Here is a 14,735-nt window from a genome sequence, read left to right as displayed (position 1 = left end):
GGTAAGATATGAAACACACTAAAATTATTGCGACCGCTATTCAAAAGGGCGGTGTTGGAAAAACATTCATTGCAACGCATGTTGCTTATCTTCTTGCTGAAGACAATTATCCATACCAATCGCAGACGGTAAAGCGTCCATCCCACAGCGTAACGTTCATTGATTTTGACCCGCAATGTAACGGGACGTTATCTCTTTTGGTAAGAAATAAAGACGCTTATTACTCTGGTGAGTTTTCTTGGGAACCCGCTCAAACAAGTGCGGCCTTTTTTGGTTGGACAATGGTCCAAGACCAACATGGTAGCCACATTGACTGGGATATGTCTCTCCCGTTTCCAAAAGCTATCGATGTACCACCGGTGTTCGGTACTTATTATGACGGGCGTATTAAGTGCATCCCCGCTCATAAAGATGCTTTAGCCGAAACTGATAGCTTGGATTTGGAGTTATCACTGAAGGTGGCGGAAAGGATCAGGCAATATGCTCTAGAATGTGATTCTGATTATGTGGTCTTAGATTGTTCACCCCAGTTGGGCATTCGGCAATTAGTGGCCATGTTTGCTGCCGATTACATTATCACGCCTATAAACGCAGAGCTTTATTCAGAAATCGGTTTAGCTGAGTTTCTAGATACTTACGACTCAATTCGATCTTCAAATCCCCAATGTGAATTAGTTGTTGTGCCTAATCGTATTGATTTTAAAACCAAAGCTACTCAGTCAAAACTGGAATCTCTTAGGGAACAGCTAGGTGATTTTATGACTAAAAATTGTATTCCAAACTCCGGCTCGATCACTAATGCGATTGATGCAAGCCGCCCAGTTTGGCGAAAGCCGCCAGGGGGGAATGATGCTGCTGTGGCTTCAAAAGTGCGTAAAACATTAAGTGAAGCATTGGCTAAATTTGGCATTGATGCGAAATAACAGATACAGAGGTTGATTATGCAAATGACGAGAAAAACTGGTGGGTTAAAAAGTTTAATTGAAAAAGCCGGAGCTACGGGGACCGTGGTAAAGCGGGTTGCTCGCACAGAATGCGCACCTGATCCAAATCAGCCACGGAAAGAATTCGATGATCTAGAAGAATTTGCGGAATCACTTCGTTCACAGGGCATATTGGAAAATATCACTGTACGAGTACCAACTATTGAAGAGGCGTTACTACTGCCTGATGGAGTTAAATATATTATTGCGTTCGGTGAACGCCGATGGCGCGGAGCTGAGTTGGCTCAAATTGAATATCTTGATGTGGTTGTAAAAGAGTTTGAACCGAGTGAGCTATGGTTAAACCAAGTGGCTGAAAATACTGCGAGAAAAAGTTTTAAAAATCGTGAGTTAATGAATGCCATCATGAAAGCCAAGTCGGACTTTAAGCTAAGTGGTACTCAAATCGCAAAATCGACGGGGTTGGGACAAGCCATCGTTTCATATTATATGGTGATCGGTGAAAGCAAACACGTTGAATTATTTGGCCAGTATTTAGATGCTGATGTGTCTTTACGTGCTGTATCTGATTTGGCGCGATTAGCCAAAAAACATCCAGTATTTATTGACGAAAAATTAAAGTCCATAACGGCTGAAATGGTAACGTTGGATTTCGTTTCAAAATTGAAAGATACCCTTGAGGGTAATGGGAAAGCAGTTGAAAAACTGGATTCCAGTACTCATTTTGATCAGTTCCCGAGTTCAAATTCAGGTCCTGATGCCGATTTCACTGATACTGACGGCATTGATACTGACGGCATTAATTCTGACGGCATTGATACTGACGGCATTAATACTGACGGCATTGATACTGACGGCACTGATACTGACGGCACTGATACTGTCGGCACTGATACTGACGGCACTGATACTGACGGCATTGATACTGACGGCATTGATACTGACGGCACTGACACCGATGGCACTGATACTGACGGCACTGACACCGATGGCACTGATACTGACGGCATAGAACTTCAAACTGATTGGGTTGGTTCATCGCAAGGTGCTGGTATTGAAGGGTTTGTAAAACGTCCAGTAACTCAAGCTATTGTTAATATTTCAGTCAAGGATAAAAAGACATCAAAATCTCAATTCGGGCGTATTAATTTAGGTATTAAGCCTAATGACGATGGGTTAGTTCCCGTGGAATTTGATGATGGAATAATTATGGTTTCACTCGCAGAAAAAGAAATTTTAATTGTCGGGTATGAGTAATGAAAATCAATGCTGAGATGGCACAATTTGCTTTGCACGAGCGAATTTCGTTTGTGATTGATGTGGCGATGAGCCTCGGCATTGAACGAGCGTGGGCAATGGTAACTGAGAAGGGGGGGATGAGTTATCATGTTCCCTCTTCTGAGCGATTCCCGTTTAATTCTGAACGTATAGATAAGATCCTACAAAGAAAGCATATGTGTCCTGCATACCTAGCTCAAGTTTGCCTCGATGCACTTGTGATCAGCGGTTATGAACCAGAAAATGAGAATAAAATGAGGTTAGTGGCCTCTATGTATCTCACTCGGTCTTCTATAAAGAATTTACATGATGCAATTGGGATCATTCCGTCTAACTGGGATACTAAAAAACAGGAATTAATCAAAGTATTTATGCTTGAAGGAGTCGAAAATGTTTTTCCGGAAAAAAACTGAGAAGGGGGGCAAAGGAAGCGGGGGTATTAAGGAGTTAAATCTAAAGGTTAAACGGAGTAATGTTGAAATCTTTCTGGCTAAAAACCGTCATCACAGCAGATTATCAGAAGACCTGTATAAAAAAATATATGGGTATTTAATTAATCGTAGTGTTGATATTTTGGTCAATGCGGGAAAGGGTGAAGATGATATCGAACGAATGCTCGACCATCTGTTGATGATGTTTAATTATCGTAGGGGATTAACGATACCAACAGAAATTGATGCTAATTCATTACAGCGGTATCGAGAAATATCAACTTGTTCATTGATGATCATGTATCTGACACGCATTGTAGCAACTGCTTGCATTGGGGTTGGGGTCCAGGTTCAACATCAAGGAGAACTATACACATTTTCACCATACCAGGATTATTTATTCAAATCTTTTGAAATTGTTGGAAAGGTTAACCATCAGGCATACGTATTAACGTCAGATGTAACAATAGGCTTGAGGTTTAATATTTTAAATGATCTATTTTACAATTCACCAATGACGATGCAGTGGTACGGTATGTTTCCGGATATGCTTAAACTGGTCTATCGGCATTTAGAGGATAAAGATGAGGCAGTGCAAGGTATTTATGGTAGTACCGTTGATCGCTTTGTAACTGAATACTTTTCAAACGAAAACAGCTCAGTAACGAGTGTTCGTGAGACCGAAAAACAGAGTTCAGAAAGTACCGTAACATTAAAAATTCCCACACTGAATAAAAGTGCGGTGGCCTCACAGTCCTCTTCCGTAAGTGAAACGAAAAAGCCAAATACTGTAGCATCCACCGATCGAACACCATTAAAGGTAACTCCTGAAGTTAGCAATTTATTCAGCAAAATCAGTGGTTCACGCCAAAAGGCTGCCGTTGAGCCAGCTGCGGTTTCTGTTGAGGAAAATTTGCAATGCAAAAAATCTGAAGATTCTCCCGCCCCAATAGGTGAATCAGATTCATTATTTGCTATGTCTCCTGTAATGCAAAAATTAAAATTGAAAGTACCGACAGAAGAACAAAGCAGTGTTCAATCAAATAAGTCAGAGCCAATTAATCTTAGCGAAGCAATTACTAACATCATTCGTGATGTGGCTGAAAATAGTGATCTCTTTAAGGTCATCAAACCTGTGTCAAGAGCGACTGGGGAAATATCATCTGAAAATGGAATAATGATCACGCTAAATACTTATAAAGTCAGATTGCGGAAGCTTGGTCTAGAAAGTTCGCGTCATGAAATTCTTAACTATATACGACAACAAAAATTGACTTTCCTGAATGAAAGAAACAATGTCGAGTTAAACAATGGTAAAGATATTGTTATGGTATTTAGAGTGAAAGAGGTGGAAACATATTTGACTAAAGATACATTTAACATTGCTAATTCTGTAAATGTTGAGTTTGATGATGTAGTTGTCAAATAGTAGTAATAGTGACGTATTAATGACGTTTTGAATAATTTTTGCTTGTTTAATATTCGCTCGACAATATAATACCTTCGTTAGAAATTGGTGACTCAAGGTGAATGGTGACGCCCTGAGTAAGATAACAGTTGAGGTACGTATGCATGGACGAGACTTAGTATCGAATGATGCTGAGATTTGTGCTGATATGCTCGCAGCCCAGTGTGCAGCTGTGAGTGAGATGATCCGACTTATAGCAATTTTGCCTGATCATTGTTTGCGCAACATTCAGATTTTGCCCCATAATGTAGTCAGAGCTATTACAAAAACAGCTCCTTCACTGCATTATTTATATTTACGAACGTTAGCTAAATGTATTGAAGTCACTCAGATTGACGATTCAGTTGAACTTGGTGAAGAAGATTTAGAGTTAGTTCGGTGCTATTTTTTGACGCTTTCTAAAATGAAACATACCTATGAACCATTGGCGTCGACTTTTGATGATGTTGATTCGTTATTGGAAGATGGTTATGTCTTAAAATTTAACTTAAATAAGGCGTTTTCGTTGCATTTGAACTTGTCATTTGCTGACGCAGAACGTCAAACAGTAGAAGTTGCTACGCAATTGGACGCTATTTCAAAAGGTACTTCTGTTGGAGAATTTGTAAAGAGATGGCCTAGATATAGTCCTAGCCATTATAGGAAAATAGCCAAAACAATAGGGTGTGACTCTTCTGTAGAGCAAGTAGCGATGGAAGAGGCTACTAAGTCTATTTTGCAAATGCTGTCGATTATGAATCCTTCGGATCTTGCTAATGTAACAATCATACCTTCTTTGTTAGCGGAAAAATTGGTCTCCATATGTCCTAATTATTTTACTGAGTTGATTGACCCCTTAATGTCTTGTCTATCAGTGAAAGAACATGATGATGAACACTCCATGTCAGCGACTGACAAAGGTCTATCATTTGTGTTTTGGCATACTATCGCTAGTCACTTACATAACTATGAACCCCTCTTTCACGTAAGGCATTATGCTGAATCACTCTCTACTCGCTATTCGCTGCACTTCTCATTAAACACTGTCGAGTGTGAGCGTTTAAATAGAAAGGTTGATCAGCTGCAGGACCAAAGTTTCACTTTGACCAAGCAATATAATGCTGTAAATGCAGGGATTGGCCATGACCTATTTTTTAAATGGTGGCCGGATGCTGAGATTTTACGATTTAGAGAATTGAGGGCGTTTTCAGGCGTAAAGCTTGATAGCGGTCACACTCTGAGTGCCAAGGTCGAATACGGGATTTATGGCTACTATTGTCAAGTGCTGGACCAAGTAAAACAAAGTGATGATTGTGATGATGAGAATGCTATGATAAAAGCATGGCAATTAACTCAAAATAAATTCGGTGAGATCATGCCTTTGGCGAGTTTTATCGTAGCTCAACAATCTTAAAATGAACGAAGCGATAATCCACTTTAATGCTTTGCTCAATATAGTGCTTACGGGCCGGACTCAAGAATTTGAGACGGCCCTTGAGTCATACCTGTCAAATGAAACGCTATTGCTAAAAAAGTACTTCTCGGGTACAGAATTCGAACTTGTCCGTATTGTGTTAAACAGACGGAAATTCTATCTCCGTTCAGGAGAACACCACATTCCTTTTTCCGAGTTAAGTGATTTGCTCGGACCTAATATTGCTAAATCTGTAGAAGCAAGACTTGCTGTTGTTTCAGTTCTTAGAATGACTCATTCCTATCTATACCTCGACGCTTAAATTTTCGCTAAGTCTAAAAGATAACTACATCCAAAAAGTCGATATCATTTAGTAAATTTTTTTACTGAGTGATACTAAATTGATGGATTTAATTTTATGCGAAAAGCCCAGTCAAGGTGCTGCTTATATTGATGCCCTTGGCATAAAAACCAAAAAAACGGGTTATGCCGAAGGCGCTGGCTACATCATTACTTGGGGGATTGGCCATGTTTACGAACTTGATGAGCCAGCAGCATATGATCCCAAGTTCAAAAAATGGGTGATGGCAGATTTACCTATCCTACCTACCCAAATGAAAATGAAGCCTACTGCAAGTAAAAAGGCACAGATAGCGGTTATTAAAACCCAGCTAAAGCGTTGTCGGCGTGTATTGATTGCTACAGATTATGATCGTGAAGGGGAAGCGATAGCTCGTAACATATTGTCATATGCTGGATATCGCGGGGAGATACAACGTGTAAAGTGTTCTTCTTATGAAGCTTCCGATATTAACGATGCATTAAGAAATTTATTGCCAGACAATGAAGGCGTTCTTAGGTTCAAAGCGCAGCAAGCTAGGTCTTGGTTAGATTGGTTGCTTGGCATGAATTTTAGCCGTCTTTTTGGGCTCAGATTTAATAAGAATAAAATTGCTTACGGGAGAGTGCTTACACCCACGTTGCGCATAGCTTGTCTCAGAGAACGTGCGATCCGTGAATATAAACCTGCTTATTTCTATCATATAAAAACTCAAATTAACTCAACATCTGGCAAGTTTACCGCAAAAGTGAAATTGCCCAATGAGTTCGTCAATGATCATGGTGGCTTAAGTTCGCATGAAGAAGCCTGTGCCATTGCAGATCATCTAAAAGGGATGCAAGGGGTAGTAGATGCATTTTCTGAGACCCGTGAAAAAAAGTATGCGCCCTTACCCTATGTATTATCAATATTATCGAGTGATGCTGAAAAAATAGGTATTTCACCGACAGAGACTAAGGATATTCTGCAAAAGCTATATGAGTCAAAATTAGTCACATACCCAAGAACAGATAACAGGCATATACCGTTATCTATGCTTGATAAAGTACCCGCAATTTTTAGTCATCTTGCTACACGCGAAGATCTTGCTGCAATAATGCCCCTTTGTGACCAATCAATCAGGGGTAAATGTTGGAAAGATGTCGACCCCAGTGTATCCCCACATCACGCTATTGTACCGACTGAAAAGCCTGCAGGACAACTCACGGGTAAAGAACACAGTATTTATCATCTGATCTCAAAACGCTTTTTACAGCAATTTATGGGACCCTGTTTGATTGATGTAAGGAATGTTGAGATCACAGTGGAATGCTCACAAGATTTCACATTGCAATTAACTGCGACAAGTAGAGTAGAAGTTGAGCCTGGTTGGAAAGCTATTAACGTAGATAATGAAGAAGGTGATGAGGATGATGTTAAGGATCTTGATCAAGGTAACTTTTTACCAAAGCTTGAACAAGGGCAAGTTGTAATTATTAACGATGCATCTCCAGAAGAAAAACAAACATCTAAACCACGACGTTTTACGTTTTCTTCCCTTATAGATGAAATGAAAATTGCTGCTAAATACGTAAAAAATCCTGAGTACAAATCGATTATCCGTGATGAGGCGGGGTTAGGTACTGAAGCGACTCAGATCGATATCGTTTCGAATGCTATTCAGAAAGAAATGTTGCTGATTAAGTCGGGTAAAATACATGTACCTCAAGAAGTGGAAAATTACATTGGTAATTTACCTGAAGAGCTTGCATTGCCTGACATGACGGCGCTTTTCGAAATTATGCTCAAAGGCATTGAGAAGGGTGAAATTACTCAGGAAGAAGTGATGGGTGATGTAAGGAGGCTAATTGTCAATTCGGTAGAGAGGTATCGCGTTTGAATATTTTTGCAATGCAAAAAAATGCCACGTTACTCATCATGACGTTGGCCATATCTGCGCCATTATGTGCAGCAGAATATGAACGAATGGGGCGTTACTATGATGTCAAAATATCGATGACAACAGCCCAAATGGACCCTTTGCAACAGTTAGTTGTTATCGAGTTTCCAGAAACTGTAAATTCATTAGCTAATGCTTATGAATTTCTCCTTATGCCTACGGGTTACAGTTTAGCAAGCGAGCAGAATTTAGATCTCAACTTTGTCAGGCTAATGAATAAGGCTTTACCGATTTCACAGCGGCGCATTAAGGGAACCGTTTCTGAAATATTACAAGTTCTTGCTGGAAGTAACTATGTAGTAGTGAGAGATCCATTGGAGAGGACTATCTCATTGGATGCCATTTATTAAGTAATTAAGGGTAATACTGTGAATAACAATCATGAAAATGAACAGGATAATAGTTCTGGTGGTATGCCATCACCGGAGTTAGAAGCAACAATTCCTACGTTTAATATGGACCCTGAAGATACTTTAAATTCAAGGGGTAGTATTGATGAGTCTAGTAATGATTCACCCAAAAAAGTCCCTATTTTATTCTTGGTGGGTATTTTTTTATCAGTGATATTTGTTTTGGGATTAGTAGGATTCGGCGCAATTCATTTTCTTAGTACAGAAAAAGATGAGGTGATCCCTATTGGTGTCGGCGTACAAGGGCTGCAGTCAGTAGAAGATGATTCAACAGCTGGTCAACCTGAGCTGCCAATAGTGCCTCCTATACCAGAACCAACAAGAGTCGACTCATACCCTATTGCTGAATATAAGGGGGAAAGTGGTTATCAAAAAAACAATGAGATTCAAGAACTCAACGATAAAATAAACACTCTGACAAACAACTTAAGTCAAGTTGTATCAGAAATTAATAATTTATCAAATAGAATTGATACTAAATTATTCGAAGCGCAATTAGAAAATCGCAAAAGTTTAGACGATATAAAAAATGAATTAAATGGTTTGCTGATAGGTGTTGACACGATTGCATCACATGTAAAAACACAAAGTGTAAAAGTCGAAAGCGTAGTGAAAACAGTAGAGGCAGAAAATCAGGAAAAGTTAATACGGGCATCTTCCCCAAATTTTTCGGTAAGAGGTAAAAGTATTTGGGGGGAGGTTGTTTATTTAACCGTTTCGACAGATCAGAATTTTCAGCAACAAGTAACTGTAGGTCAGAAAGTGGCAGCGTGGACTTTAATGAAAGTGGATCTTAACGCTAAAAAATCATATTGGCTGAATGACAATGGGAAGACAAATGAAATTACAATCCCTTAAATATGCTTCGATTTTGTTGGTATTGGTTTCGACGATAACGGGTTGTGCATTTCAATCTGGAACCGTAAAAAGCATACCATATCAACAGCATATCGATGATGGCCGCTATAAAAAAGACCGGACGTTAGTATTGTCAGATATTTCACCCGTTGTGCCAGCATATGTTGAACATCCATATGATGTATGTGATCTACAGTTAGTAAGGAAAATGTCGTCAAAAGGATTAATAGAGGCTGATTTAAGTCAAACAAGAAATAAACGTGTTTATCGAATTGGAGATGTGAAATGCGTAATTCCTCAAAAGTGATTGTAAGTTGCTTGCTATTTCCTTTAGCTATCATAGGCACTGCAATTGCGGCAGATCCTGTTAAGCACGATGTTTTAATCCAAAAGGAATCAATAGACGTTGATAAAATTGCCGCAGATAAACTCAAGGTTGACTCTGAAGCATTAGGACTTAAACCGGAGGATTTGAAGCGTTACTATGAGATTATTAATTCACCACAAGGTTTTTATTATAAACGGGGAGAAGCGAATCCCTATTATGTTCTTGCTGCTGAAGCTACTACAGAAAAAGAACGTATGCGCTTTGCAAGACTTTGGGTACAAGGTGAAGAAAAAGATTACGAGAAACTTGGTAAAGCGATCAAAGCTTATGAAATTGCAAGATTAGAACGCTTTGGTGAAAATCCCAAAGTATGGGATCTTTCCCATACCCAAGATCTAATAACAAGCGGAAATTCACCATCATTGAACACAAGTCGTGTTTTGTTTTATATAAGAGCTGCCGATTGTAGTCAGTGTGATATTGATTTTAAAAAGTTAAATAATCAGCTGATGGCAGGTCTGATCTCAGGGATTGATATTTTCTTCGTAGATACAGACAAAAAAACTGAAGATGACAGTACTAAAATACGCCATTGGGCAAGCAAGCATAATATTGATCCAAGTAAAGTCAGAAATAAGTTGATTACGTTGAATTTTGGTGACAAATCGATGGCTGAAACAATCCCTTATCAAGAGAGGGGCGAATAATGAATGCTAAATTTTTTGTTGCAATACTTTTTATATCAAGCTTTTTTATTTCGAATACAGCTCATAGCGATCCAAATTTAGATAATCTTGTCATTAAAAAAGCTATTGATATGGGCGTGGACCCTACCGTTTTTCTTGCAGTGATTACTCATGAATCCGGTGATCCTGATGAGAACTGGAAAATTAATCCTTGGGCTTTGAATATCGGCGGGAAAGGTATTTATCCCAAAAATCGGGAGGATGCATATCGATACTTGATAACAGCAATCATGTCAGGTGAAAAAACTATCGGGATTGGACCAGGGCAAATTGAATGGCGCTTTCATCGAGAGAAATTTGAACACCTATGGAATGCTTTGGATACCGAAACCAATCTTGCTAAAGCTGCTGATTACTATCAAGAGATGCTAAAAATCTGTCAGGGAGATGAATGGTGTGCTGTGGGGTATTACCACAATAGAAATCCAGCGTTGGCAAGTACATACAAAGCTAAGGTGAAGAAAAGATGGGTAGAAATACAACAGCGTTATGCACTACGTTAAGTCGTTTGTTAGCGATAGCATCAATATTTTTTGCAATGCAAAATTTTTCAGTAGCGGCAGACATTATTGAAATTGCAGATAAAGGGGGGCAACCCATTGAAAAAGTAATGAAAGATATTTTCGGGACGGGTGAAGAACCGAGTGGTACTGAACCCGTAAAAGATATCGATAATGTCAGTGCAATAGGGAAGTTTCTGCAATTTCCGTTTAAGCCCTCCAAAGCATCACCAGGTCTACATGTTTCTAAGGATTTTGAGCATCCATTGCAGTATGCACCGCCCATAGTACTCATTGGTAGTGATGACATATCCAAACGATGGTTGAAAAAAAATAAGCTAAAGCTAAGAGAAATTTCAGCGACCTTGATAGTCATAGAGGCAAGTAGTGAACACGATATTCGTCAATTATCTTCAGAGTATGAAGGGAAAATTATGCCGATGTCTTCATCAGATGACTTATTGACGTCATATCAAATTGACCATTATCCAGTTTTAATCACACAAGACGGTGTATATCAATAATGTTAGGTGTAAGGGATTCTTGGAATTATAAGCGCATGATCCGTCCTACGGTTGAATGGAATGCGACTATTGTCTGTTATTTGCTGATGTTTTCATGCCTAGTTTCACCGACTGTGATAGGTGTACCTCCAGTTATAGCTTACATGATGGCAGTGATTTGGTTTTTGTTAGGTAATAAGTACTTCAAGGAGGCTAGAAGTCACTTTAGCTTCATCAACGGTCTTTGGCGTATTAAGCCGTTCCATATGCATCCTAATGATTTGCCTGGTACGGATGATACGATTTATCTAGGCAGAGGGTTTCTAATCACCCCTATTCATACACAGAGGCTCTATGAACTGAATAATGAAACAACACGAAAATACATGAATCCTCCTGCTATGTATTTTTGGTTTCGAAAGGCTGAAGCATTTTTTGGTAGTCTGTCTAAATTTTTCTTAATTGGTATACCGTTTGCGATGGCTGCAGCGGCGTTGCGTGAACCTCGCTGGTATAACCCATTTCCATATTTCCCTATCGATTTGCTTGACCCTAACAATACCTATGGTAATCCATATTTACATGGTGTCGGCGGGGATGAAGAGCAAGATTTGTTTGCTCCTTTTGCTGATAGTAACTCGCACACGTTGGTTTTAGGCACTACACGGCAAGGAAAAACAATTAATGCAGGGATTGTTGTAACACAAGATATCATGCGTTTTTCTAAGTCAAAGTCTGGAGATGATTGCGCAGTCATCATGATTGATCCAAAAGGTGATTTAGAACTGGCGGTGCGTATGTTTATTGCCGCATATCGTGCAGGTAAAGCCGATAAGTTCTATTTTTTCCATCTTGCTTATCCTCATCTTTCAGTACGTTACAACTCAATTGCAGAATATTCCCGTGAAACGGAAGTTGCCACTCGTACTACAAATCCATTGTCTGATTCAGGTAACTCAAAGGTTTTCAAAGACTTTGCTTGGCAGTTTATTAACATATCTGCAATGGCTTTAAAGCGTATGGGGAAAACTCCGACATATAAAATCATATCTAAGTATTTAAAGGACCCTGAATTACTTGCAGAAGATTACATTAGTCGGGTGATAAGGGATGATGAGTTGGATGGGATCATCCATGCTATTGCAGATAAAATAGAAAACAATAAGAAAGACTTATCGCCTCAAGAACGTTCAAAAAATCCAAGATCAATTGCACTGACAAAATTGATATCTGACCCTCCGGAAGATTATGTCGATTTGATACGTAACGATGATGTTTTGAGATCGATTGCCGATGGTCTGAAACATGACCGTAGCTACTACGATAAGATCACTGCATCGGCAAAACCGCATTTAGATAAGTTGACGTCAGGTGCCGTTGCTGACTTGATATCACCCAATTATGACGATGTAAAAGATCAAAGGCCGATCATTGATTTAAAACAAATTATTTCGTCAGGTGGGATTTTATATGCGGGTTTAGACTTTCAATCAGATCCTGTTACTGGCGCGGCTGTGGGTAACGGCTTCTTAACTGAAATACTCTCGATATCAGGTGAAATTTATAACTATGGTATCGATAACGGTATGCCTATTGAAAAGGATAAAAAGCGCCGTAAACCTATGGTAAGGCTACATATTGATGAGGCGAATGAAATATTTGGCAAGGAGTTCAACCCTATCTTAAACAAAGCGGGGGGCTCTGGTGTATCCGTGGTCGCTTATACACAAACTATTTCAGATGCTGAAGTAAAGTTGGAATCTCCGGCCCTTGCTGCTCAAGCATTAGGTAATTTTGGAACAATCATTTCGTTTAAAGTGAGGGGACAGGATACATCCACGTATTTATCAGAATTAACTCAAATGGTCCGAGTGATGACTGATACGCCAGATACTAAAGCAGCCGATGGCATGGGCAGTGCTGCAGACGGGCAATTTAAGTCTTCAAACAGCGATTCAGCATCATTTGCAGAAGAAAGACTCATACCCGAGTATGCATTTAGAGATCTGCCTAAAGGCCAAGCGTATGTCTATGCCCAATCTCGTTGGTATAAAGTCAGAATGCCTATTTTCCTAAAAGATGAAGATATGCCAAAGGATTTGGCAGAAATGGAGCGTGTAATTGCATCGGTGCGGGGATATAGCACTAGCAAATTAAGGGAGTATGTCCGTTAATGGCTATTCGAGATAATAACGCTAAAGGCGGGGCTCCTAAGCCTCAGAAGCAAGAAGAAGAAAAAGGAATTGTTGCTTATACCGTCATTTTTTGCTTTGCGACAGTAAAATGGCTGTGCATTTCTTGTCTGACATCAATTCTAATCTCACTTTTTTGCCTAACGTTCATATGGCCAGAACTAGGCTCAGAACGTGACAGATTAACATTGATCTACGAGTCACAATTCTTGGCAAATCAGTTGCGAAGCGATAGTTACATTATAAAAACGATTATTGAAACGGGTGATTCTTGGGTATGGAAAGCTCCTGACTACGTTGCTGAAGCGATTGGTGCAATGGCAGCACTCTTTACAGAGAAAGCCTATGTGTACGCTGATACCGCAGTTTATGCCGGAAGAGTGTTCATGGTAAGAGTGTTGATTTTAGCGAGTTCATTTCCACTTGCTGTAATGAACATCATGGGAGCGTTTTTGGTCGGGTTAGTAGAAAGAGACTTAAGGCGCTTTAACTTAGCGCGAGAGTCGTCTACAAAATTCCATATGTTATTTAATAATCTGCACGTTCCTTTAATCTGGTTAATGATGCTCTATCTCAGTTGGCCATTTACGGCACATCCAATTCCTTTCATCCTGCCAGGTTATCTCCTGATGACGGCGTTGGTGTTTGTGACAACCGCTCAATATAAAAAATATTTCTAGTGTTGTTCTGAAAGAAAAGGGCTTTGAAAATCGCGATATTCTATGCCCTATCTACGTGATTGTGATTGGAAGGAGGTATAACTAATGAAACCGATAGCATTTTTGCTAACCGCTGTTTTTCTTATTAGCGCACCACTGGCCCATAGTAATGAGTCAGATGGAAGGGGAGTTGCTGTTTTACCGTCTTCCCCTTCCGATGATGAACAGTTGGCTTGGCTCGTTTCGGAACTGAGAGTGTTAGAAAAGGCGGCGAGAGAGTTTGAGTCAAGGCAAGAGCAAGGGGCTCCAGCCGTTAAATTTCGATATAACGATTTGATACTGGACTTGAATACCATTTTAAATGGAATCGAATCAAAGCTTAATCGGCGTGATAATCCGGCATATCAATTCGAAGTCCTAAAGGCAGAAGCCGTGGGGTATTAGTAATGAAAGTGAAGGAGGAATTAGGATGCGGAATTACTGAACCAGGGGGGCTTTCCCCAAACGATGCTTTTGAGTGTGTGATGGGGCGGGGACCAAGCTTTTTCTACGATTTCTTCGCGGGTCTCATCGTTGTAACGATGTTGCTGCTTTATCTCAGTTGGATACACAGAACGCATAAAGACTTTCAAAAGAAAAATATTGAACCGTCTGATTTTTATAACATTATTATCTATCCACCGATGTTATTTGCATTCGTTGTTGCGTTTTTAGTATTTGCTAGACCATAACGTCCAATTCAGTTC

General features: G+C 39.6%; 16 protein-coding genes. All 16 read left to right on the top strand.

The genetic code is table 11. The features are described from left to right. The first annotated feature begins 8 nt into the window (after window positions 1-8). The 16 genes from KFE26_RS17840 (at window position 9) to KFE26_RS17765 (ending at window position 14,720) form a co-directional block, all read left to right on the top strand. Complete coding sequence (locus KFE26_RS17840; RefSeq protein ID WP_212601209.1) at window positions 9-923, top strand: ParA family protein; 915 nt, start codon at window positions 9-11, stop codon at window positions 921-923. Window positions 924-941: 18 nt separating this feature from the next. After that, window positions 942-2,201 carry a ParB/RepB/Spo0J family partition protein gene (locus KFE26_RS17835; RefSeq protein ID WP_212601208.1) on the top strand — a complete coding sequence of 420 codons (1,260 nt, stop codon included), beginning with the start codon at window positions 942-944 and terminating at the stop codon, window positions 2,199-2,201. Next, the gene (locus KFE26_RS17830) at window positions 2,201-2,635 is read left to right on the top strand and encodes a hypothetical protein (protein WP_212601207.1); all 435 of its coding nucleotides are present in this window, start codon (window positions 2,201-2,203) and stop codon (window positions 2,633-2,635) included. The genes KFE26_RS17835 and KFE26_RS17830 overlap by 1 nt, the downstream gene beginning before the upstream one ends. Further along, window positions 2,613-4,082 carry a hypothetical protein gene (locus KFE26_RS17825; protein WP_212601206.1) on the top strand — a complete coding sequence of 490 codons (1,470 nt, stop codon included), beginning with the start codon at window positions 2,613-2,615 and terminating at the stop codon, window positions 4,080-4,082. Before KFE26_RS17830 ends, KFE26_RS17825 begins: the two co-directional genes overlap by 23 nt. 97 nt (window positions 4,083-4,179) lie before the next feature. Then, window positions 4,180-5,514 carry a hypothetical protein gene (locus KFE26_RS17820; protein WP_212601205.1) on the top strand — a complete coding sequence of 445 codons (1,335 nt, stop codon included), beginning with the start codon at window positions 4,180-4,182 and terminating at the stop codon, window positions 5,512-5,514. A gap of 404 nt (window positions 5,515-5,918) precedes the next feature. Beyond that, complete coding sequence (locus KFE26_RS17815; protein ID WP_212601204.1) at window positions 5,919-7,733, top strand: DNA topoisomerase; 1,815 nt, start codon at window positions 5,919-5,921, stop codon at window positions 7,731-7,733. After that, on the top strand, window positions 7,730-8,143 hold the full coding sequence (locus KFE26_RS17810; protein ID WP_212601203.1) for a hypothetical protein: 414 nt from the start codon (window positions 7,730-7,732) through the stop codon (window positions 8,141-8,143). Before KFE26_RS17815 ends, KFE26_RS17810 begins: the two co-directional genes overlap by 4 nt. Before the next feature lie 18 nt (window positions 8,144-8,161). Then, on the top strand, window positions 8,162-9,061 hold the full coding sequence (locus KFE26_RS17805; RefSeq protein ID WP_212601202.1) for a hypothetical protein: 900 nt from the start codon (window positions 8,162-8,164) through the stop codon (window positions 9,059-9,061). Beyond that, window positions 9,042-9,368 carry a hypothetical protein gene (locus KFE26_RS17800; protein ID WP_212601201.1) on the top strand — a complete coding sequence of 109 codons (327 nt, stop codon included), beginning with the start codon at window positions 9,042-9,044 and terminating at the stop codon, window positions 9,366-9,368. Before KFE26_RS17805 ends, KFE26_RS17800 begins: the two co-directional genes overlap by 20 nt. Beyond that, window positions 9,347-10,096, top strand: coding sequence for a hypothetical protein (locus KFE26_RS17795; protein WP_212601200.1), 750 nt, complete (start codon window positions 9,347-9,349; stop codon window positions 10,094-10,096). Before KFE26_RS17800 ends, KFE26_RS17795 begins: the two co-directional genes overlap by 22 nt. After that, window positions 10,096-10,638: a hypothetical protein gene (locus KFE26_RS17790; RefSeq protein ID WP_212601199.1), complete on the top strand. Its 543-nt coding sequence runs from the start codon at window positions 10,096-10,098 to the stop codon at window positions 10,636-10,638. The genes KFE26_RS17795 and KFE26_RS17790 overlap by 1 nt, the downstream gene beginning before the upstream one ends. Beyond that, window positions 10,602-11,159: a PFL_4695 family integrating conjugative element protein gene (locus tag KFE26_RS17785; protein ID WP_212601198.1), complete on the top strand. Its 558-nt coding sequence runs from the start codon at window positions 10,602-10,604 to the stop codon at window positions 11,157-11,159. Before KFE26_RS17790 ends, KFE26_RS17785 begins: the two co-directional genes overlap by 37 nt. 35 nt (window positions 11,160-11,194) lie before the next feature. Further along, window positions 11,195-13,312 (top strand): conjugative transfer system coupling protein TraD, encoded by a 2,118-nt coding sequence (traD, locus tag KFE26_RS17780; protein WP_212601197.1) that lies wholly within the window; start codon window positions 11,195-11,197, stop codon window positions 13,310-13,312. Beyond that, window positions 13,312-14,010, top strand: coding sequence for a DUF4400 domain-containing protein (locus tag KFE26_RS17775; RefSeq protein WP_212601196.1), 699 nt, complete (start codon window positions 13,312-13,314; stop codon window positions 14,008-14,010). Before traD ends, KFE26_RS17775 begins: the two co-directional genes overlap by 1 nt. Window positions 14,011-14,094: 84 nt before the next feature. Beyond that, window positions 14,095-14,433: an RAQPRD family integrative conjugative element protein gene (locus KFE26_RS17770; protein WP_212601195.1), complete on the top strand. Its 339-nt coding sequence runs from the start codon at window positions 14,095-14,097 to the stop codon at window positions 14,431-14,433. Window positions 14,434-14,435: 2 nt separating this feature from the next. Next, window positions 14,436-14,720: a hypothetical protein gene (locus tag KFE26_RS17765; protein WP_212601194.1), complete on the top strand. Its 285-nt coding sequence runs from the start codon at window positions 14,436-14,438 to the stop codon at window positions 14,718-14,720. Window positions 14,721-14,735 lie beyond the last annotated feature (15 nt).

The organism is Shewanella sp. M16 (assembly GCF_018224605.1).
Classification (GTDB): domain Bacteria; phylum Pseudomonadota; class Gammaproteobacteria; order Enterobacterales; family Shewanellaceae; genus Shewanella; species Shewanella oncorhynchi.
The sequence above is the reverse complement of the archived record's forward strand: the minus strand, read 5'-3'. Positions and strand labels throughout refer to the sequence as shown.